This is a genomic window from Sphingomonas donggukensis (genome assembly GCF_023674425.1).
GTDB lineage: Bacteria > Pseudomonadota > Alphaproteobacteria > Sphingomonadales > Sphingomonadaceae > Sphingomonas > Sphingomonas donggukensis.
On the sequence record NZ_CP098401.1, the window covers coordinates 1461775 to 1482768 of the forward strand.

22 protein-coding genes and 2 tRNA genes are annotated in these 20994 nt (G+C 68.4%); 13 read left to right on the plus strand and 11 right to left on the minus strand.

All coding sequences use genetic code 11. The annotated features are described in order from the left end of the window. Window positions 1-4 precede the first annotated feature (4 nt). Complete coding sequence (locus M9980_RS07165; RefSeq protein WP_250754816.1) at window positions 5-1609, plus strand: family 43 glycosylhydrolase; 1605 nt, start codon at window positions 5-7, stop codon at window positions 1607-1609. Here M9980_RS07165 and M9980_RS07170 read toward each other — a convergent pair whose 3' ends face one another. Beyond that, window positions 1610-2425: a rhamnogalacturonan acetylesterase gene (locus M9980_RS07170; protein WP_250754818.1), complete on the minus strand. Its 816-nt coding sequence runs from the start codon at window positions 2423-2425 to the stop codon at window positions 1610-1612. 136 nt (window positions 2426-2561) lie between these two features. Between M9980_RS07170 and M9980_RS07175 the strand changes: the two genes are divergently transcribed. Next, window positions 2562-5438 (plus strand): M16 family metallopeptidase, encoded by a 2877-nt coding sequence (locus M9980_RS07175; RefSeq protein WP_250748152.1) that lies wholly within the window; start codon window positions 2562-2564, stop codon window positions 5436-5438. 30 nt (window positions 5439-5468) lie between these two features. Here the strand turns inward: M9980_RS07175 and M9980_RS07180 are convergent. After that, a tRNA-Ala gene (locus M9980_RS07180) sits at window positions 5469-5544 on the minus strand. 119 nt (window positions 5545-5663) lie between these two features. Beyond that, complete coding sequence (locus M9980_RS07185) at window positions 5664-5981, minus strand: FYDLN acid domain-containing protein (protein ID WP_250748154.1); 318 nt, start codon at window positions 5979-5981, stop codon at window positions 5664-5666. Window positions 5982-6084: 103 nt separating this feature from the next. Here M9980_RS07185 and aroA point away from each other — a divergent pair, with 103 nt between their 5' ends. The 7 genes from aroA (at window position 6085) to M9980_RS07220 (ending at window position 12619) form a co-directional block, all read left to right on the plus strand. After that, window positions 6085-7428 carry a 3-phosphoshikimate 1-carboxyvinyltransferase gene (gene aroA / locus M9980_RS07190; protein ID WP_250748163.1) on the plus strand — a complete coding sequence of 448 codons (1344 nt, stop codon included), beginning with the start codon at window positions 6085-6087 and terminating at the stop codon, window positions 7426-7428. Continuing rightward, on the plus strand, window positions 7425-8060 hold the full coding sequence (gene cmk, locus M9980_RS07195) for a (d)CMP kinase (protein ID WP_250748175.1): 636 nt from the start codon (window positions 7425-7427) through the stop codon (window positions 8058-8060). Before aroA ends, cmk begins: the two co-directional genes overlap by 4 nt. A 197-nt stretch (window positions 8061-8257) precedes the next feature. Beyond that, a complete protein-coding gene (gene rpsA, locus M9980_RS07200) occupies window positions 8258-9970 on the plus strand; it encodes a 30S ribosomal protein S1 (protein WP_250748180.1) in 1713 nt (570 codons plus the stop codon). 145 nt (window positions 9971-10115) lie between these two features. Then, entirely contained in the window at window positions 10116-10394 is a 279-nt protein-coding gene (locus M9980_RS07205; protein WP_250748188.1) for an integration host factor subunit beta, read from the plus strand. Window positions 10395-10698: 304 nt separating this feature from the next. Beyond that, window positions 10699-10785: transfer RNA gene (locus M9980_RS07210), tRNA-Leu, on the plus strand. Between the two features lie 50 nt (window positions 10786-10835). Continuing rightward, on the plus strand, window positions 10836-12200 hold the full coding sequence (locus tag M9980_RS07215) for an ABC transporter substrate-binding protein (RefSeq protein ID WP_250748191.1): 1365 nt from the start codon (window positions 10836-10838) through the stop codon (window positions 12198-12200). A 5-nt stretch (window positions 12201-12205) separates the two neighbouring features. Further along, complete coding sequence (locus M9980_RS07220; RefSeq protein WP_250748192.1) at window positions 12206-12619, plus strand: DUF4112 domain-containing protein; 414 nt, start codon at window positions 12206-12208, stop codon at window positions 12617-12619. A 1-nt stretch (window position 12620) separates the two neighbouring features. Here the strand turns inward: M9980_RS07220 and M9980_RS07225 are convergent, their stop codons facing one another. The 3 genes from M9980_RS07225 to nadC all read right to left on the minus strand — a co-directional run bounded on the left by M9980_RS07225 (window position 12621) and on the right by nadC (window position 14669). Then, complete coding sequence (locus tag M9980_RS07225; RefSeq protein ID WP_250748194.1) at window positions 12621-13337, minus strand: ribonuclease T2 family protein; 717 nt, start codon at window positions 13335-13337, stop codon at window positions 12621-12623. Next, window positions 13334-13756, minus strand: a complete 423-nt coding sequence (locus M9980_RS07230; RefSeq protein WP_250748197.1) for a hypothetical protein — start codon at window positions 13754-13756, stop codon at window positions 13334-13336. Before M9980_RS07230 ends, M9980_RS07225 begins: the two co-directional genes overlap by 4 nt. A gap of 61 nt (window positions 13757-13817) precedes the next feature. Further along, a complete protein-coding gene (gene nadC, locus M9980_RS07235) occupies window positions 13818-14669 on the minus strand; it encodes a carboxylating nicotinate-nucleotide diphosphorylase (protein WP_250748206.1) in 852 nt (283 codons plus the stop codon). A gap of 109 nt (window positions 14670-14778) precedes the next feature. On the opposite strand from nadC, the gene ppk2 reads away from it, so the two are divergent. The 4 genes from ppk2 to M9980_RS07255 are packed head-to-tail and all read left to right on the plus strand — an operon-like array spanning window position 14779 to window position 16949. After that, complete coding sequence (gene ppk2 / locus M9980_RS07240; protein ID WP_422921341.1) at window positions 14779-15528, plus strand: polyphosphate kinase 2; 750 nt, start codon at window positions 14779-14781, stop codon at window positions 15526-15528. 44 nt (window positions 15529-15572) lie between these two features. Further along, complete coding sequence (locus M9980_RS07245) at window positions 15573-15821, plus strand: type II toxin-antitoxin system Phd/YefM family antitoxin (RefSeq protein WP_250748208.1); 249 nt, start codon at window positions 15573-15575, stop codon at window positions 15819-15821. Then, complete coding sequence (locus tag M9980_RS07250) at window positions 15811-16254, plus strand: type II toxin-antitoxin system VapC family toxin (protein WP_250748210.1); 444 nt, start codon at window positions 15811-15813, stop codon at window positions 16252-16254. The genes M9980_RS07245 and M9980_RS07250 overlap by 11 nt, the downstream gene beginning before the upstream one ends. 41 nt (window positions 16255-16295) lie before the next feature. Then, window positions 16296-16949, plus strand: coding sequence for a peptidylprolyl isomerase (locus tag M9980_RS07255; protein ID WP_250748212.1), 654 nt, complete (start codon window positions 16296-16298; stop codon window positions 16947-16949). A gap of 188 nt (window positions 16950-17137) precedes the next feature. Here M9980_RS07255 and M9980_RS07260 read toward each other — a convergent pair whose 3' ends face one another. The 5 genes from M9980_RS07260 to M9980_RS07280 form a co-directional block, all read right to left on the minus strand. After that, window positions 17138-17710, minus strand: coding sequence for a hypothetical protein (locus tag M9980_RS07260; protein WP_250748214.1), 573 nt, complete (start codon window positions 17708-17710; stop codon window positions 17138-17140). A 20-nt stretch (window positions 17711-17730) separates the two neighbouring features. Further along, window positions 17731-17916, minus strand: a complete 186-nt coding sequence (locus M9980_RS07265) for a hypothetical protein (protein WP_250748216.1) — start codon at window positions 17914-17916, stop codon at window positions 17731-17733. 218 nt (window positions 17917-18134) lie between these two features. Then, window positions 18135-19145: a quinolinate synthase NadA gene (gene nadA, locus M9980_RS07270; protein WP_250754822.1), complete on the minus strand. Its 1011-nt coding sequence runs from the start codon at window positions 19143-19145 to the stop codon at window positions 18135-18137. A gap of 54 nt (window positions 19146-19199) precedes the next feature. After that, a complete protein-coding gene (locus M9980_RS07275; protein ID WP_250748218.1) occupies window positions 19200-19916 on the minus strand; it encodes a DUF4230 domain-containing protein in 717 nt (238 codons plus the stop codon). Then, window positions 19898-20764 carry an MBL fold metallo-hydrolase gene (locus M9980_RS07280; protein ID WP_250748220.1) on the minus strand — a complete coding sequence of 289 codons (867 nt, stop codon included), beginning with the start codon at window positions 20762-20764 and terminating at the stop codon, window positions 19898-19900. Before M9980_RS07280 ends, M9980_RS07275 begins: the two co-directional genes overlap by 19 nt. Window positions 20765-20994: the final 230 nt, after the last annotated feature.

Consider the following 20994-nt stretch of genomic DNA (forward strand, 5'->3'; position numbering starts at 1 on the left):
CGAGATCGCGCTGACGCGGCGCGAGGCATTCGGGGCGACGGCAGCGGTGGCGCTGACCGCCGCCCTGCCGCCTGTCCCCGCCGCGGCAGCGGCACCGGCCCGGCGCGCACCCGTGCTCGACTGGAAACGCGGGTACGACAACCAACGCATCGCCGACCTGGGCGACGGCCGCTTCCTCAACCCGCTGATGGCCGGCGACCATCCCGACCCGACGATCCTGAAGGACGGGGCGGACTATTACATGACCTTCTCGACCTTCGATTCATATCCGGGGCTGGTCATCTGGCATTCGCGCGATCTGGTGAACTGGACGCCGATCACCGCTGCCCTCACACAGAATATCGGGTCGGTGTGGGCGCCCGAACTCGCCAAGCACGGCGGGCGCTATTTCCTGTACATCCCGGTGAAGGCGTCGCCGAACACGATTTACGTAATCTGGGCCGACCGGATCGAGGGGCCGTGGAGCGCGCCGATCGACCTGAAGCTGCCCGCCCACATCGATCCCGGCCATGCGGTGGGCGAGGACGGATCGCGCTGGCTGTTCCTGTCGGGCGGGGACCGGGTGCGGCTGTCCGACGACGGCCTGCGCCGCATCGGCGAGCCCGAACATGTGTACGATCCATGGCGCTACCCCGACAGCTGGGACGTCGAGGGGTTCAGCCCTGAAGGGCCGAAGGTGCTGCGCCACGGCGGCTGGTTCTACCTGATCCTGGCGGTGGGCGGCACGGCGGGCCCGCCGACCGGGCACATGGTGATCGCCGCCCGCTCCCGATCGATCCATGGGCCGTGGGTCAACGCGCCGAACAACCCCATCGTCCGCACCACCGACCTTTCCGAAAACTGGTGGTCGCGCGGCCATGCCACCTTGGTCGAGGGGCCGGCGGGCGACTGGTGGAGCGTTTATCACGGGTACGAAAACGGCTATTGGACGCTCGGGCGGCAGACGTTGCTCGATCCGGTCGAGTGGACTCCGGACGGCTGGTTCCGGATGACGGGTGGCGATTTGTCGCAGCCGATCGCCAAGCCCCGGGGCGGCACAAAAATTGCTCCCCACGGCATGGCGCTGTCCGACGATTTCGGCACGCTGGACATCGGGCGCAAGTGGAATTTCTTCAAACCCGCCGCCGACGAACGATCGCGCGCGAACGTCGTGGGTGGCGCGCTGGTGCTGGCGGCGCGGGGCACCGCCCCCTCCACGTCCTCACCGCTGCTGCTGATCGCGGGCGACCGGGGCTACCAGTTCGAATGCGATATCGAGATCGCGCCCGGCGGCACCGCGGGGCTGATCCTGTTCTACGACGAGAAGCTCTATTGCGGCCTGGGCTTCGACGAAAAGCGATTCGTCACCCACCAATATGGCATCGAGCGCGGGCGCCCGGCCAATCCCAACGGCCGGCGCATGCGGATGCGCGTGACGAACAACCGCCACATCGTCAGCTATCACACATCGACCGACGGCGGCGTCAGCTGGACGCGGTTCGACCGGGGGATGGAAGTGTCGGGCTATCACCACAATGTCCGCGGCGGCTTCCTGATGCTGCGGCCCGGGCTCTATTCGGCAGGAACGGGCGCGGCGACGTTCCGCGACTTCCGCTACCGCGCGTTGTAGCTACGGGATCAGCAGCGGGCGCAGCGCGGGAACGCCCTCCCCGAGCGCCGTCGTCATCTGTGTCGCGAAATAGTCCGCGCCGGCGCGTCCCAAGTGGGTGTAGTCGAACGACAGCTTGGGATCGCCCCAGCGCGGGCCCGTTGTGGCGGGCTGCACCATCACTTCGGTCTTGGGCGCGGCGATCGTCGTGCCGGTCGCGGCGGCCACTTGCACCAACGGTGGCGGCGGAAGCTGCGCGAGGTGGTTGGCGGCGACCGGGCCCATCGCCTGCACCGCGTCGGCGGACAGGCGGTTGAGGTCGATCACCGGCGTCGCGGTGCGCGCGCCCACCGCGCGGATCGCCGCCGCCCAGGGATCGAGATCGCGGTCGAGCCTGCCGTCCTTGAACTGACGCCGGGTCAGCGGCGTGAACAGCACCGGGATCGCCCCCGTCGCGCGAATCTCGGCGACGTAGCGCTCCATGTTGGCGGGGAATTCGGTGGCAAGGTCGGTCGACCGACCCGGCTTGCCCGGCTGGTCGTTGTGCCCGAACCCGATCAGGACATAGGTGACGGCAAAGCCGGGCGTGCGCATCTCGGCGAGCGCCAGCGCCCATGACCCCTCCGCCCGGTAGTTCGACGTGCTGCGCCCGCCACGCGCCAGGTTCACGCAGGCCGCGAACGACGTGACGTGATAGGCGCAGAACGCCCCGCCCCAGCCGCTGTTCGCCTGCACCGTCGAATCGCCGACCAGGACGATCTTCGTCGCTCGGATCGGCTGGACGGGTGGAACGGGCGTCTGGCCGGCTGCTCCCTGCGCCAGCGTCGCCGCCCACATTGCCAAAGCCGTTCGCCACATATCTCGTCACCCCCCCCGATACGAGGCACGCTATTGGAAACCGGTGTCATCGCCAAGTGGCTTTGCGGCCTGGCGGCGATCGGGCAAGCTGGCGGGAACCGGAGTTTCCCCATCCATGCCCCTGAATTCGCTCGCCCGCCGCCTTTCGGCACTCGCCCTGATGGCCTGTGCGGCGGCGGGCGTCGCCCGGAACCAGACGCCGACGCCGCCGGTCGCCGCGCCCGCGGTGGCGCCGTCGTGGCTGCACGCGGGCAGCGACATTCCCGCCGATCCTGAGTGGCGGACGGGGACGCTGCCCAACGGCGTCCGCTATGCCGTGCGGCGCAACGCCACCCCGCCCAACACGGTCGCGATCCGCGTGCGCATCGACGCCGGCGCGCTGATGGAGGGCGACGCGGAGAGCGGCTGGGCGCATTTCCTGGAGCACATGGTGTTCCGCGGCACCACCCGACGCCCGGACGGCGAAGCGGTGCGGCTGTGGCAGCGGCTGGGCGCGAGCTTTGGATCGGACACCAACGCCTTCACCTCGATGCGCGCGACGGTGTACAAGCTCGACCTGCCGCGAAACGACGCCGCATCGCTCGACGAAGCGACGGGCGCGCTTGCCGACATGATGACCGACGCGACGATCGCGCCGAAGCTGGTCGATATCGAGCGCAAGGTCGTGCTGGCCGAGCGCGCCGCCCGGATCACGCCGAGCGCGCAGAAGGTGCAGGACGCGGTGCGCCCGCTGTTCCAGTCCGGGCTGCTCGCCGAACGCCGCGACGTCGGCGGCACCGCGGCGTCGCTGGCGGCGACGGACAGCGCCGGGCTGCGGCGGTTCTACAAACGCTGGTACCGTCCCGAGCGCGCGGTCGTGGTGGTCGCGGGCGATGCCGATCCGGCGGTGCTGGAGGGGCTGGTGCGGCGGCATTTCGGCGGCTGGCAGGGCGACGGGCCGCGCCCGAGCGAGCCGGCCTATGGCGCGCCGACGATCCCTGCGACGAACACGCGCATCGTCGTCGATCCGTTGGTGCCGGCGGGGCTGGCGGTCGCGTGGATCGCGCCGCACGACGACGCGGTGGTCACCGCCGAGCGCGAGCGCGCCGATACGCTGGCGACGATCGCGCTCAGGATCCTGAACCAGCGGCTGGATGCGGAGGCGCGGACCGGGGGCGACATGCTGGGCGCCAGCGTCTCGCGGTCGCAGTCGCGCAATCTTGCCGACCAGACCACGCTGTCGGTTTCGCCCCGCCCCGACCGGCTGCTCCCCGCGCTGGTCCAGGCGTACCGCGTCGTCAACCGCACGCTCGCGACACCGGTCGACCAGGCCGAGATCGACCAGCAGACCGCCGGCGTCGGCCAGGCGCTGCGCCGCGCGGCCGATACCAGCACGACATGGTCGTCGGCGACGCAGGCCGACCTGTTCGTCGGGGCGGTGGACAGCGGCGACGTCGCCGGCCCCCGCGCCTATTACGCCGATCTGTTCGCGGCGCAGGTTCCGGCGATCACGCCCGCGGCAGTGCAGTCGGTATTGCGCACGCTGTTCGCGCCCGAACCGCGCCTGCTGGTGATCGCGCGAGCGCCGGTCCCTGCCGGCGACGCGGCCAAGGCCTTGACCGATGCCCGCAAGGCCGGCGGCGGTGCCGCGTCCGCGCTGCGGACCGTCACCATCGACGCGCTCAGCCCGCCGCGCGCCGCGGGCGCCATTGCCGGGGAACGCCGGATCAACGACCTCGGCATCGAGCGCGTCACCTTCGCCAACGGCGTCGAGCTGGACATCAAGCACACCGACTATGCACGCGATTCGATCGGCATCGACGTGCGCATCGGCCACGGCTTGGCCGGGCGGCGCCCGGGCGATGCCGGGCTGGGATGGAGCAGCGGCGTGCTGGCGGCGAGCGGGATCGCGGGCTTCACCGCGCCCGAGCTCGCGCGCTTCGCGGCGGGGCGGCAGGTCGGGTTCGGCGTTTCGCCGGGCACCGGGGCGCTCAGCCTCAGCGGCACGACCAGCCGCCGCGACCTCGACGAGGCACTGCGCGTGATGCTGGCGGGTGTGCTGCGACCAAGCATCGATCCGGTCGCGCTTTCCCAGGCGAAGGACGGGTTCAAGGCGGTGTTCGCGACGATCCGCAACCGGCCAGGCTCGGTGCTGCAACTCGTCGCGGCGCCCGCGCTCTACGGGGGCGACCTGCGCTTCCGTGGCCTGCCGGCGCCCGGCGACGTCTATGGTGCGACCGTGCTGGGGCTGCGGCGCTACTGGACCGAGCAGATGGCGGCCGGGCCGGTACGCATCGCGATCGTCGGCGACGTCGACCGCGATGCCGCCATCGCCGCGGTCGCGCGGACGTTCGGCGCGCTGCCGCCGCGCACCGACGTGCCGCCCGCCGCCGCGTCGCTCGCCATTTCGGCGATGGCGGCAGGACCGATCCGGGCGACCCACGCGGGCGATCCGGATCAGGCGGCGGTGATGCTCGCCTGGCGCACGGGCGGTGCGCTGGCCGACCTGAAGACAGCACGCGCGCTGCTGGTCGCGCAGGCGCTGATCCAGAACCGCCTGACCGAGGAATTCCGCGAGACCGAAGGCGGCAGCTACAGCCCGAGCGTGAGCGGATCTGCGGCGCCCGGCTTCGAAGATTTCGGCGCGGTCGTCGCCAGCGCGCAGCTGCGGCCCGAACGCATCGCCGACTTCGCCGCCGCCGTCACGCGCATCGTGGCCGACATCGCCGCGCGCGGGCCGGACGCCGATGCGCTTGCCCGCGCGCGCCAGACCGTCGTCGCCGCCGCCGAACGCAACCGCGCGGGTAACGCCTATTGGCGTGCGGCGCTCGGCGGCGATCTCGACGATCCGCGCCAGGTCGAATCGATCCGCAGCTATGTGGAGGGGCGCCGCGTGGTCGATGCCGCCGCGGTGCAGGCGGTGGTCCGCCGCTACCTGACGGCAGCGCCGCTCAGGATCGAAGTGGTGCCGGCATCACGCGCGACGCGCACAAAAACCGACGCGGCGCCGTAAGACGCCCAAGTATCTGAGATCATGGAAAGATGGTGGAGCCGAGGGGGATCGAACCCCTGACCTCTGCAATGCCATTGCAGCGCTCTCCCAGCTGAGCTACGGCCCCGAACCTTGCGGGATATACCCTGGGAAGGCGTCGCCTCTAGTCAGGCGCGACGCGGTTGGCAAGCGGGTTGAGCGGGGTTTCTCGGGAAAAACCGCACCGCCCAACCCGTGCCAGGAAAATCAGCTTTCCTCGTCTTCGTCCGCGGTCTTGACGCCCAGGTCGTCGTCGCCGCCCAGGTCGACGTCGTCGTCGGCCGAGGGCTCTTCTTCCTCGACGTCGGCGTCCAGATCGTCATCCGCCCCGAGATCGGAATCGGCTTCCTTCTTGTCGGCCTTCACCGCCTCGAACGGCAGCGGCTGCTTGGACTTCAGGATGGGCTCGGGGTTCCAGTTCACGCCGCATTCGATGCAGGTGACCGGATCATCCTTGCCGAGATCATAGAAGCGCGTTCCGCACTTCGGACACGCACGCTTCGTGCCCCATTCGGGCTTCACCATGAACCGCTCTCGCTTACAGGAATAATCGGGAAATCGCCGACAGTGCCAGCGACGTGGGGCGCGCCTTGCCATAGCGCAAGGGCACTGTCAAAGACCCCGGCGCATGAGCCACCCCGCCCCTTCCCCGCTGACGATCGGCCCGCGCGGTGCGTTGAAAGGCCGGGTGCGCGTGCCCGGCGACAAGTCGATCAGCCACCGCGCGCTGATGTTTTCCGCGCTGGCAGTCGGGGAAAGCCGGGTCGAGGGACTTCTTGAGGGCGAGGACGTGCTCGCCACTGCGGCGGCGCTGCGCGCAATGGGCGCGACGATCGAGCGCGACGACGACGGTAGCTGGCGGATCCACGGCGTGGGCGTCGGCGGCTTGCTCCAGCCAGCGAGTGCGCTCGACATGGGCAATTCGGGCACATCGACGCGGCTGCTGATGGGGCTGGTCGCGAGCCACGCCATCACCGCCACGTTCACCGGCGACGCTTCGCTCAGCAAGCGACCGATGGGGCGCGTGATCGATCCGCTGGCGACGATGGGTGCCGAGATCACCGCGAGTCCGGGTGGGCGCCTCCCGCTGATGGTCCGCGGGATCGTACCGGCGGTGCCGATCACCTACACGCTGCCGGTCGCGTCGGCGCAAGTGAAGTCGGCGATATTGCTCGCGGGACTCAACACGCCGGGCATCACCCGCGTGATCGAGCCGGTCGCGACCCGTGATCACAGCGAGCGGATGCTGGCGGGGTTCGGCGCCGACCTGACCATCGAGGAAACGCCCGAGGGCCGCGTGATATCGATCCGCGGCGAGGCCGAACTGGCGCCACAGCATATCGTCGTGCCGGGCGATCCCTCCTCCGCTGCCTTCTGGCTGGTCGCGGCGAGCGTGGTGCCGGGGTCGGACGTGGTGATCGAGAATGTCGGGCTGAATCCGACGCGCAGCGGACTGGTCACAGCACTCAGGATGATGGGCGCCGATATCACCGAGCGCGATGCGCGCAGTGTCGGGGGCGAGCCGGTCGCTGACCTGCACGTCCGCCACGCCGCGCTGTCGGCGATCACCGTGCCGCACGACCTGGCACCGAGCATGATCGACGAATATCCCGCGCTGTTCGTCGCAGCCGCCTTCGCCACAGGCACGACGGTCGCGCGCGGGGCGGAGGAATTGCGCGTCAAGGAATCGGACCGCATCGCCGCGATGGCAGCGGCGCTGTCGGCAATCGGCGTGGCCGTCACCGAGCACGACGATGGCCTGTCGGTGACCGGCACCGGCGGCGGGCCCCTGCCCGGCGGCGCGACGATCGCCTCGCTGCTCGACCACCGTATCGCGATGAGCCTGACGGTCGCCGGGCTGCACGCCGCAGCACCGGTCACGATCGACGACGCGTCGCCGGTCGCAACCAGCTATCCCATGTTCTTCGCGACGCTTGACGCGGTCGCCCCGGTGGCGGAAGTCGAGGCATGATTATCGCCGTCGACGGACCCGCGGCTTCCGGCAAGGGCACCATCGCCCGCGCGCTGGCGCGGCACTATAAGTTGCCGCATCTCGACACCGGCCTGCTCTACCGCGCGGTCGCCGCCACCGTGCTCGACAACGAGCTCGACCCCGAGAAGGAGGCCGACGCGGTCGCTGCGTGCAATTTCGACGAGGCGATGCTGGCGCAGGAGCGGCTGAAGGACGACCTGATCGGCAAGACCGCGTCGATCGTGTCCGCACACCCGCTGGTGCGGGCGGCGCTGCTCCAGCGGCAGAAAAGGTTCGCGGCACAGCCCGGCGGCGCAGTGCTCGACGGGCGCGATATCGGCACCGTCATCGCGCCGCACGCCGACGCCAAGCTGTTCGTGAAGGCGACGCCAATGATCCGCGCCCGTCGCCGCCACGCCGAGTTGCGCGACCGCGGCAGCTTTGCGAGCCTGGACAAGGTGCTGGCCGACATCCGCGCGCGGGACGAACGCGATTCCAGCCGCAGCCAAGCGCCCTTGCGCGCCGCCGAGGATGCCGCCTTGCTCGACACCAGCTTTCTCTCTATAGACGCCGCCGTCCAGCGGGCGATTTCGCTCGTGGAGGCTCGGACGGCAACGGCGAAACAGCCCTAGCTCGCGAGGCGCGGAGCGCACCCGGTCGATACCGGCATCGCTGGCCGCGCCGTATGCGCATCAGTCCCAAAGTCTTCGCGTCGGCGGCTTTGCCCCGGTGGACGCCGCGTTCGGCACCCGGCCGCCGCGGCATTTTGGCCAAGACCGCCGGATCCAACCGGCTGGCCGGAAAACAGTTGAACAGGACGCCCATATTTATGGCAACCGCCGCCAATCCCACCCGCGATGATTTCGCCGCAATGCTCGACGCCACTCTCGGCCAGGCCGACGGGTTCGAAGGCCGCGTCGTCATCGGCACCGTCACCGGCATCGAGAACGACCTGGCCGTCATCGACGTCGGCCTGAAGAGCGAAGGCCGCGTGCCGCTGCGCGAATTCGCCGCGCCGGGCCAGAAGGCCGACCTGAAGGTCGGTGACGAAGTCCAGGTTTATGTCGACCGCGTCGAGAATGCGAACGGCGAAGCCATGCTCAGCCGCGACCGCGCCCGCCGCGAAGCCGCCTGGGACACGCTGGAAACCGAATTCGCCAAGTCGGCCCGCGTCGAGGGCGTGATCTTCGGTCGCGTCAAGGGCGGCTTCACCGTCGATCTCTCGGGCGCGGTTGCCTTCCTGCCGGGGTCGCAGGTCGATATCCGTCCGGTGCGCGACGTCACCCCGCTGATGGACATCCCGCAGCCGTTCCAGATCCTGAAGATGGACCGCAAGCGCGGCAACATCGTCGTGTCGCGCCGCGCCGTTCTGGAAGAGACCCGCGCCGAGCAGCGTTCGGGCCTGATCCTGAGCCTGGCCGAGGGCCAGATCATCGACGGCGTCGTCAAGAACATCACCGATTACGGTGCGTTCGTCGACTTGGGCGGCATCGACGGCCTGCTGCACGTCACCGACCTCAGCTACAAGCGCGTCGGCCATCCGTCGGAAGTCCTGAACATCGGCGACACCGTCAAGGTCCAGATCATCCGCATCAACAAGGACACGCAGCGCATCTCGCTGGGCATGAAGCAGCTCGAGAGCGATCCTTGGGACGGCGCGATGCAGAAGTACCCGGTCGGCGCCAAGCTGTCGGGCCGCGTCACGAACATCACCGAATATGGTGCGTTCGTCGAGCTGGAAGCCGGCATCGAGGGCCTGGTCCACGTGTCGGAAATGTCGTGGACCAAGAAGAACGTCCACCCCGGCAAGATCGTGTCGACCAGCCAGGAAGTCGAAGTCGTCGTCCTCGAGGTCGATCAGGACAAGCGCCGCATCTCGCTCGGCCTGAAGCAGGCGCAGGCCAATCCGTGGGAGGCCTTCGAGGCTGCGCACCCGGTCGGCTCGACCGTCGAGGGCGAAGTCAAGAACGCGACCGAATTCGGCCTGTTCATCGGCCTCGACAACGACGTCGACGGCATGGTCCACATGTCGGACATCGCCTGGGGCATCTCGGGCGAGGACGCGCTCAACCTGCATCGCAAGGGTGAGACGGTCCAGGCCGTCGTGCTCGCGATCGAGCCCGACAAGGAGCGTATCTCGCTCGGCATGAAGCAGCTCGAGCGCGGTGGCCCCGTGGTCGGCGCGGCGGCAGCCGGCGACAAGCTGAACAAGAACTCGGTCGTCACGGTCACCGTCCTCGAAGTCCGCGACGCGGGCCTCGAGGTGCAGGCAGGCGAAGACGGCGCGACCGGCTTCATCAAGCGCACCGACCTCGGTCGCGACCGCGACGAGCAGCGTCCGGAGCGGTTCCAGGTCGGGCAGAAGTTCGACGCGATGGTCACCGGGTTCGACCGGTCGAAGAAGCCGACCTTCTCGGTCAAGGCGATGCAGATCGCCGAGGAGAAGCAGGCGGTCCAGCAGTACGGTTCGTCCGACTCGGGTGCGTCGCTCGGCGACATCCTGGGCGAGGCCCTCAAGGCCCGCACCGGCGAAACCAAGTAACATCGAAACGGGGCAGCAAAATACTTTGCTGCCCCGCTTTTTTTGGTCCCGCCAGTTGATGTAAGTTGGGATTGCTGCGTAAGAACGGTCTCTGCAAGGATGCGCCACGCCCGGCCATTCGAACGGGGACGCTCTGGGGGGCGGAATGATCCGGTCTGAACTTGTGACCATGTTGATGCGCGATCACGCCGACCTTTCGGCGCGCGATATCGAGAAGATCGTCGATGTGTTCTTCGACCAGATCGTCTCGCGACTGACGGCGGATGGCCGTGTCGAGCTGCGCGGCTTCGGCGCTTTCTCTACCCGCGCCCGCGACGCCCGCCAGGGTCGCAACCCCCGCACCGGCGAAACCGTGGATGTCGAGGCGAAGCGCGTGCCGTACTTCAAGCCCGGCAAGGAAATGCGGGCACGGCTGAACGTTTGAGGCGGCCGGTCGCAAGGTAAGCGGAGCGGAGCGAGCGCACCTTACGGACGGACTCGCCGAAAACCGGCCGGCCTCGCGCATGCGAGGTTCGACGTCACGACGCGGCCCTTCGACTGCCTGCAAGGCAGGCGCTCAGGAGAGCCTTTGCCGCGGCGCGAATATCGGCCAATAGCTTTTCTAATGAAACGACTAGCGTATCGAGCCGTCATGCGAGTAAATCGCATGACGTCGGACGGGCTAATGCCCGCCGGCCGGCTCGACGGAGTCTGGAACAAGCTGCGCTTGTTCCTCGCTCCGTCAGTGCGCGGACGTGGCGAAATTGGTAGACGCACGGGACTTAAAATCCCTCGCCCGAAACGGCGTGCGGGTTCGAGTCCCGCCGTCCGCACCACTGCTCTTCTCCTCTCGACCCTCGCCGCGTGCGAGCGCCGGCCCGATGACGTGCCGGTCGTCGTCAGCGTCATCGGCGGGCCGGTCAACACCGCCGCGACCGGGCGCGCGCCCCCCTCCCCCGCGACCCGCACGCTGGTCGCGGCGACCGCGCAGGGCCTGGTCCAGTTCGACGCCGCCGGCGGGATCGAGCCGGGCCTCGCCGAACGCTGGATCGTGCGCGACGACAACCGCAGCTTCATCTTCCGCCTGCGCGAGGCCAGCTGGCCCGATGGCCGAGCGGTCGTCGCGGAGGATATCGTGCCCGTCCTGCGCCGCGCGGTCGCCGCGCGCCCGGGCACGGCGGTCGCGCCCTACCTCACCGCGATCGACGAGATCGTGGCGATGACGCCGCAGGTGATCGAGGTGCGGCTGAAACGCCCCCGCCCCGACCTGCTGAAGCTGTTCGCGCAGGGCGACATGACGATCGCCGCGCGGGGAGGGATCGCCGGTGCCGGCCCGTTCCGGATCGTGGCCGGCGCCGCGGGTCCGGGCGTTATGCTGCGCCCGCTCGCCGAGACCGACGACGACGAGGCGCCACCGCCCGAGGCATTCGTGCGGCTGCGGGGCGAACGCGCGTCGGTGGCGGTGCTGCGCTTTGCCGACAAGAGGTCGGACATGGTGACCGGGGGCACGCTTGCCGACTGGCCGCTGCTCGCTCTCGCCGGGGTCGCGCCCGCCAATATCCGCGTCGACCCCGCCGCCGGGTTGTTCGGCCTCGCCATCGCCAACCGCGCGGGGTTCCTGGCGAGCGCCGACCACCGCGCCGCGCTGGCGCAGGCAATCGACCGCACCGCGCTGGTCGGGGTCTTCCGCGACGGCTGGAGCACGAGCGAGACGGTGCTTCCCGAGCAGCTCGACGCCGCCGCAGCGCCTGCGCCTGCCGGCTGGTCGTTGCTGCCGCCCGACGAGCGCCAGGCGGCGGCCGCGGCGCAGGTCGCGGCCTGGGGGCAGCCGGTGCGGCTGCGCATCGCATTGCCGTCCGGGCCGGGGATGACGACGCTCTACGGCCAGCTGGGGGCGATGCTTCGCCGCGTGGGGATCGCCACGGTGCGCGTCCCCGCCGATGCCGATGCCGACCTGCGGCTGGTCGATCAGGTCGCCCCCTATGACAGCGCGCGATGGTATCTGCGCACCGCGTGCCAGCCGTGCGGCGCGCCGGTTGCGGCGCAGATCGCCGCGGCGCGCGATGCCGATACGCTCGAGGAGCGGGCGCGGTTGCTGAGCGCCGCCGATCAGGCGCTGGCGGCGGACGTGGCCTTCATCCCGATCGCGCGCCCGCTCCGCTGGTCGCTGGTGGCGGCGCGGCTGAAGGCGTTCACGCCCAATGCCCGCGCGGCGCACCCGTTGAACCATTTGCGCGGCGACCCCAATTGAGGGACATGGCCAACCCCACCCCGCTCCGCCCCGACATCCGCCTGTCGCTCGGCACCGACCCCGCCGCCGTCCGCCAGCGGATCGAGGCGCTGGAGAAGCTGCTGGAGCGCAGCTTCGTCGTGCCGGGGATCAACCAGCCGGTCGGGCTCGACTTCATCGTCGGGCTGGTCCCCGTGGTCGGCGACGTGATCGCGGCGGCGATGGGGAGCTGGCTCGTGTGGGAGGCCCGCAATCTCGGCATGTCGAAGTGGCAGCTGGCGCGGATGTCGGCCAACGTCGGGTTCGACGCCCTGCTTGGCGCCGTGCCGCTGGTCGGCGATGCCGCCGATTTCTTCTTCCGCTCCAACACCCGCAACCTGCGGATCATCCGCAAACACCTCGACCGTCATCACCCGTCGACGATGACGATCGAGGCCTGATCTACCGCGCGCCGCGCCAGATCTTCAGCCGCTTCGAGGGGGCAAGCCCGCCCTGATGCGACGGACAGCGCGCATAGGCCATGCGCGTGTCGAGGCACAGCCACACTTCGTCCAGCCAGCCGCCGCGGTTCGCGGTCACGCGCAGCATGTCCGGGGCGATCCCGCGATTGGTGCGCGCGAAGGCCGTCGCGAACTGACCGACCGTCAGCCCCGGGCGTCGCGACAGCGCGTCCATGTCGGGATAGCGCAGCCGGGCGTAAAGCGCGGTCGATCGCCGGAAATAGTCCGCGGGCGGCACCGCCATGCAGGTGCCGTGCTTGGCATATTCATGCTGGAGCAGCTGCGGCGAGGGCGTCGCGCAGAGATTGGCCTGCACGACCTCCCGCGGGAGGATCGCGGCAGTGCTGCAATATTGCGGCCATTGCTTGCCGCGCCCGTCCGGCCACAGGCCGTGGAGCGTGAAACCGAAGCGATTGCCGCCGCCGCACTGGAACGCCGATGCGTCGCGGTCGGCGTTGCTGCGGCAATATTGCGGCGCCCAGGTGATCGCCAGCGTATAACCCCCGATCGGCAGCACACGCCGCGGCTCGCGCGGCGTCGGGCCGTCGGGGCGCGGCGTCGCGATGCGGTCGGGGATCGCGCATTTATACGCCTGCGCCGACGCCACTGCGGGCGCGGTGAGCGCCGCCAGCGCCAGGACGATGCGCGCCGGGGTCATGCGCGCTCGACCGGGGTTTCGCCGAACCATACGCGCGTATCGGGCTTGAACAGCTGGGTCGCGGCGAAGACGTTCAGCGCGACGGTGACGATCGAGATGATCGCTGCGGTCGTTCCCGGCAGCCGCCCCATCAGTGCCGAGAAAGCGAGACCACCGACGCCGATGACCGTCAGCACGACCATGATCCATTTCGCCACCGCGCTGCCGCGACGAGCCACGAAATACCAGACCAGCAGCGGGATCAGCAGCCCGATCGCGGTAATGGTCGGCACATACCAGGCACCGATCTGCGCGGTGGCAAGCGCCACTTCCGGGCTCGCCTGCACCACCGACCACGTCATCGCGGTGTTGATGACGCCGAGCGCCCACGCCCCCAGATACACACGCTCAAACGTCACGATCGATGTCGGTCGCGTCATGTCCATTTCCCCCAATTGCAGCCGCCAAGCTAACGCCGATCGCGGACAGCGCAATGGCGCGTCACATCGCGGTGAAATCCAGACCGACATCGGCAGCCGGCGCCGACTGGGTCAGGCGCCCGACGCTGATGTAGGTCACGCCGGTTTCGGCAATCGCGCGAATGGTGTCGAGGCGGACACCGCCCGAGGCCTCGGTCGGCACGCGTCCGCCGATCAGCGTGACCGCGCCGCGCAGGGTGGCGACGTCCATGTTGTCGAGCAGCAGGTGCGTCGCCCCAGCGGCGAGCGCGGGTTCGATCTGGTCGATGCGGTCGACCTCCACGATGATGCGGGCGATACCGGCGCGGACGGCGCGGGCGACGGCCTCCCCCACCGAGCCCGCGACCGCGACGTGGTTGTCCTTTATCATCGCCGCGTCCCACAACCCCACGCGGTGATTGGTCGCGCCCCCCATCCGGGTCGCATATTTCTCGAGCAGGCGCAGGCCGGGGATGGTCTTGCGCGTGTCGAGCAGCGTCGCACCGGTGCCGGCGATGGCATCGACATAGGTGCGCGTGAGCGTGGCGATGCCGGAGAGATGCTGCACGGTGTTGAGCGCGGAGCGCTCCGCGGTCAGCAGCGCGCGGGCATTGCCGGTCAGGTGCATCAGATCGGCGCCGGGAGCGACGCGTGCGCCATCCTCCACCAGCCGCTCGATCGTGACATCGGGATCGAGCGCGCGGAAGAACGCCTCGGCAATCTCGAGCCCCGCGACGGTGATCGCGTCGCGGCTGTCCATGACGCCGGCGAAGCGCGCGTCCGCCGGGATGACCGCGGCAGAGGTGATGTCGCCACCCCCATTCGTGACATCTCCCAGATCCTCCGCCAGCGTGGCGGCGACGAACGCGTCGATGTCGAAACCGGGGATCGTCATGGCCGTCGTCACTCGCGAATGTTGACAAAGTTGACGGCCGATTGGGGGGTATCGGCCTGCCCCTGCTCCTGTGGCATAGTCTGGGCAGCGTAGGACAGGGAGAACGCGCGTGAGCGACACATTGAGCGGATCGGACGCCCTGCAACTGGCCCTGGTCGAAACGCAGGTCGCCGCCCAGACATCGGGCGAGCGCATCGTCATCGTGCTGGAGGGGCGGGACGCCGCGGGCAAGGACGGGCTTATCAAGCGGCTGACCGAGCATCTGTCGGTCCGATCGACGCGTGTCGTTGCGCTACCGAAACCATCGGACCGCGAGAAAACCCAGTGGTTTCTCCAACGCTATGTCGCGCACCTGCCCGCGGCAGGCGAGCTCGTGATCTTCAACCGCAGCTGGTACAATCGGGCCGGCGTTGAGGTCGTCAACGGCTTCTCGACCGCTGCGGAGCAGGCGCAATTCCTGCGCGACGTGCCCGATTTCGAACGCATGCTGGTCGAAAGCGGCATCCGGCTGGTCAAGCTGTGGCTCGACATCTCGAAGGACGAACAGGCCAAACGGCTGGAGGCACGCCGCGACGATCCGCTGAAGGCGCTGAAAGTGTCGCCGCTCGACGCGGTCGCGCAGGAGAAATGGGACGCCTATTCGGCGGCGCGCGATGCGATGCTGCTGGCGACGCACACCAGTGCCGCGCCGTGGGTGTGCGTGGCGACCGACCACAAGAAAGATGCCCGCAAGGCCGCGATCCGCCACATCCTGCGCAGGGTGGCGCCGACGGAGGTCGCGGACGGGGTGAAGGCGCCCGACGACGAGGTGCTGTTCGTGTTCGATGCGGACGTGGCGAAGGACCGGCTGGCGCATTGAATATGGCCACTTTATTCGGTATATGGCCATATCGGAGACGTTGAATGGCGACATACAGCATTGCAGGCGCGAAGGATCAGCTGTCACGGCTTATCGCCGCAGCCGAGGCGGGCGAGCACGTGGTCATCACGCGGCACGGCAAACCGGCGGTCGAACTCCGGGTCGTCTCCAAAACGGATATCCTCCCCGAGCCGGGTACGGATATCCGCGCCTGGCTCGCCAAACGGCGCGCCGAGCGCCCCGCAGCCGACACCTCCAGCGTCGATGTGCTGAACGAACTTCGTGGCGACTAAGCCGGCGCCGCTCTATCTCGACGCATCGGTGATCATTGCGATGCATGTGCAGGAGCAATCGACCGCTGCGGCATGGGACGTGACGGCGCCCGATGGCATGACCGTCGTCGTCAGCGATTTCGGCATGGGCGAAGCGGCATCCGCGCTGGCACGCCATGTGCGTACCCGTCTGTTCACGCCGGCGCAGGCCGACGCGGCATGGAGCGACGTCGATCTGTGGTGTTCGCGAATGGCACGATCGGTCGATGTGACCGCGACCGATGTCGCACTGGCGACGCAATTCGTGCTGCGATACGAACTGAAATTGCGGCTTCCCGATGCGGTCCATCTGGCGTGCGCCATTCGGCTCGACGCCGCTCTGGCGACGCTGGACCTACGCTTGTTCGATGCCGCCGAAAGTTTGGGCCACCCGACGGTTTTGCCCGGTGCGTGATGTGCTTGCGCTGGCACTGTCGCGCCCCTAGCCCGCCCGACATGCGTATCCTGTCCACCCTGCTCGCTCTGTTGATCGCCCTGCCCGCCGCGGCGCAGGTGCCGTCGAACCGCCCGACGCCCGGCTATGTCCGGGTGCGGCTGGAGACGACCGCCGGGCCGATCGTGCTGGCGCTGGATGCGCGGCGGGCGCCACGGACGACGCGCAATTTCCTGAACTATGTCGATGACGGGCGGTTCGACGGCACCGTGTTCTACCGCGCCGCGCGCAAGAAGATCGCGCCGAAGTTCGGCTTCGTGCAGGGCGGCATCCGCACCGACGCGCGCCGGATGCTGCCGCCGTTTCCGCTGGAAAAGACCAGCCAGACCGGGATCAAGCACCTCGACGGCACGATATCGATGGCGCGTCCGTCCTATGGCGGATCGGCGGGGGGCAATTTCTTCATCACGATCGGCGGCGCGCCGAACATGGACGCCGCGGGGCAATATGAGGGCTATGCCGCCTTCGGGCGCGTCGTCGCGGGCATGGACGTGGTGCAGCGCATCCTGGCGATGCCGACCGGTGGCGGATCGGGGGCGATGCGGGGGCAGATGCTGCTGAAAACGATCGATATCCGGCGTGCGGTGCGGCTGGATGGGAGGCCGCAGCCGACCGGCGGGGTCAAGCCGTGGTTGATTGGGTTGGGAGCACGGTAGCGGGCGATATGTGAAGGCAGGAATTGGGTGGAAAGCGGAATTTGCCACCTTTGCGATTTGCCGCCGTCGAAGTCGATTTACTGAACTAGCGGCAAATGTGCACGCAGCGGCTTTAGGCGGCTGATCCGGCGCACAACCCCCAAAGGCAGCGATGTCGCGCGTGATGCGCGTCATCCGCCCGCACCGATTTACGTCATCCCGGGCAGCGCATCCTTCAGCATGCGCCGCAGGTACTCGGACAACCTCGCCTGCACCAACGCCGGTGTCAATTCGCCGAGTGGACACCGTCCGCCCCCAGTCATCGATCCGGAATGGTTCGGTCCGAGGGTCGATTCTAGAAAGGCCACCGACTTGCTGCCCGCGACATAGACGAACGAGAAGTACGGCCCGATGGACCTTTCGGGCTGGCCCTCTCCCGGCCTCGAGAAATGCAGGTGCATTCCTGCCGGAGCACGAAGTCCGGTGTCGCTTTCTGACGAGGCTTCGTGCCGCACGATCTCGGCGGTCCACTTTCTCCCCTTGAAGTAGGCGGCGGCTTCAAGGAATTTGGGCTCAATCTCGTCCATCCGGGCGAGAAAATCGGCGTCTGCGGCGACCTGTGCCCGCCGACGCTCCGGCAAATCGAGTGCTTCCGCCCGGTCAAACGCCGCACTTTTGCTGAACATTACATCCAGGCTAGACTTCCAATTCGACATCGTACCGCCCGTTGAACAGATTGAGTACGCGCACACAGATAGAAGAGCTTGGAAATAATCGATCAAACGAACAAAGTAGCTGCGGGCTAGATCGGCGTTTTGGCGACCAGCGACAAAATAATTTTGGGGCTAATTGCGGCTAGCTGCCGGTCGAGCGCGTCGCCCATTTGCCGGTGCGCAATGCGAACCGAGATGTCTTTCGACTCCGATTCCATATGGCGAGTTTGAATGATACGTCCCCGCAATCGCTCAATTTCTGCTGTGTTCGGCATGCCGCGGGTATCCCAATATGTAAGGGTTGGCGTCTTCGACCTTGAACCGCTCATATCACGTATACTCGGCACTCTCGCACGCTAACTGTGGTGCTGGCTTGTATGCTTGATCCTGATGAAATTTGCAGAAGCGCCTAAGGACGCTGATTCCTTAAAAATTCGAACCCGAAAGTCCGCAATTGGGCGTAAGTCGTCATCCTTCATTTACGAACCGCCGCTCAATCCCCCGTCACCTTGGCCGGCCCGAGATCGCCCATCCCCACCGTTGCGCTTGCCATCGAGAGCATCGCGTCGAGGCTCTTCTTCGCGCTCAGGCGGAGCGGTTCGGCGATCTCGATGCGGGGCTCGAGGTCGCGCAGGGAGACGTAGAGCTTCTCCATCGTGTTGAGCGCCATGTACGGGCAGATGTTGCAGTTGCAGTTGCCATCGGCACCCGGCGCGCCGATGAACTGCTTGTGCGGCACCGCCTTTTCCATCTGGTGGATGATGTGCGGTTCGGTCGCGACGATCAGCGTGTCGCCGGGAAAGGTCTTGGCGAAATTCAGGATGCCGCTGGTCGAGCCGACATAATCGCTGTGGTCGAGCACGTGCGGCGGGCATTCGGGATGCGCGGCGACGGGGGCGTCGGGGTGCAGCGCCTTCAGCTTCAAGAGCTCGGTTTCGCTGAACGCCTCGTGCACGATGCACACGCCCGGCCACAGCAGCATGTCGCGGCCCATCTTGCGGTTGATGTAGCCGCCCAGATGCTTGTCGGGACCGAAGATGATCTTCTGGTCCATCGGGATCTGGCTGAGGATCTTTTCCGCCGACGATGAGGTGACGATGATGTCGCTGAGCGCCTTCACCTCGATCGACGAGTTGATGTAGGTGAGCGCGATGTGGTCGGGATGCGCCTCGCGGAACGCCTTGAACTGGTCGGGGGGGCAGCTGTCCTCGAGGCTGCAGCCGGCATCCATGTCGGGCAGGACCACGATCTTGTCGGGCGACAGGATCTTCGCGACCTCGGCCATGAAGCGCACGCCGCAGAAGGCGATGACGTCGGCGTCGGTTTCCGCCGCCTTCTTCGACAGGTCCAGGCTGTCGCCTACGAAGTCGGCGATGTCCTGCAGCTCGGGCTTCTGGTAGTAATGCGCCAGGATGACGGCGTTCTTTTCCGTGCGCAGCCGATCGATCTCGGCGCGCAGGTCGAGCCCGGTGAGCGAGCCGCCAATGCCGTTCCGTGCGTCCATCATTCCACCCTTGCGCTGACCACGCCTGTCATGTGGCCCGCGCGTGCGCGCGGATCAATAGCGGTTGGAGAGGACCTGCTCGGGCGTGCGGCTCTGGTCCCAGCGTTCGCGGGGCCCCGAGCGTTCGTAGGGGAAGGTGACGACGACGCGGACGTCGCGCTCGCCCGCGGCGGCGAGCGGGGGTGCGAGCAGGCCGGCGAGCGCGCGGCGGGCATTGTCGCGGGCCTGGGCGAGCCGCTCGGGCTTCTGCGCCTCGGTGGCGGCGGAGGATTGCGCGGCGGCGGAGACGCGCTGCGACATCTGGTCGAACGCCTTGCGGGTCACGAACAGCCCGCGGGTTTCGCTGAGCGTCCGGCGCGCCTCGTCGACGTTGGCGGCGCCGATGGTGACGTCGGGGGCGTCGATGACGAGCGTGCGGCTGACGGGATCGTAGCGATAATCGGAGGGGCGCAGGCGCGAGACGTCGATGAAATAATCCACGGAAAACGGCGCCTTGATGACGTGGTCGGCGGTGAGCATCCCGCCCAATCGGCTGTCGGAGGCGGTCGCCTGGACGCTGCCCGACAGCGCGCCGACCTTCAGCGCGCTGGCGCGGGAGAACGTCGCGCGCACCACCTGCGTCACCGCCTGGCCGTCGTCGGCGCGGGCGACGACATAGCTGTCGGTGAAGCGATCGTAGAGCGGCTTGCCGATGAACACCGCCGCGACGAGGATGACGATGGCGAGCACCGCGCCGACGATCTGGCCGGGCTTCACGCGGCGATCGACCATGTCGCATCCTCCTGTCCGGTGACGAGCCCACGCTGTTCGAGGTCGAGCAGATGCGCCAGTACAGATCGCGCGGCGGCGGGGTGCATGCGGGGGTCGAGGCCGGAATACATCGCCTGCACCATCGCGGCGATGTCGGTGTCGCCGGAGCGCAGCAGGCGCAGGATCGCGCCCTCGCGGCTCTTGCGGTGGCCCATCATGCCGCGCACCAGCCGCTGCGGATTGGCGACGGCGGGGCCGTGGCCGGGGTAATAGACGCGGTCCTGCGGGCGATCGAGCAGCCGCTGAAGGCTCGCCATATAGTCGCCCATGTCGCCGTCGGGGGGCGAAACGATGCTGGTCGACCAGCCCATGACATGGTCGCCACTGAACAGGGCGCCACTTTCCTCCAGCGCGAAACAGAGGTGGTTGGAGGTGTGGCCGGGCGTCGACACCGCGGTCAGCGTCCAGCCGGTGCCCGACACCCCCTCCCCGTCCGCCAGCACGCGGTCGGCGGCGTAATCATGGTCGAACGCTGCGTCGGCGCGGGGGGCGTCGTCGGGGAGCGCGAGCGGGGCGCAGCCGACGATCGGCGCGCTGATGGCCGCCTTCAGCGCGCGGGCGAGCGGGCTGTGGTCGCGGTGGGTGTGGGTGCACAGGATCGCGACGAGCGGGCGGTCGCCGATGACCGATAGCAGCGCGGCGAGGTGCGCGGCGTCGTCCGCGGGGCCGGGATCGATCACGGCGACATCGGTGGTGCCGATGACATAGCTCTGCGTGCCGGTGTCGGTGAAGGGCGACGGGTTGTTCGCGGTCAGCCTGACGACGCCGGGCTCAAGCGTCTCGGGCCCGCGGAGGGTGGCGGCGGTCATGGGGTTCAGATGGCGATTTGCGCGGAGCGGGGCAAGCGGGGGATGCGCGGGTAGTTGGCGCGGTGGTTGCGGCACGGAGAAGGACAGTGCTTCGACAGGCTCAGCACGAACGGACGGGGAGGCAGCGTTTGCCACCTTCGCACCCACACGCAGACGGGCGTCCTCACGCACACCCCTCACCCACGCGCGAAGCGGCGCCGGTGTTGCCACCGACGCCGCCCGCACCTGGC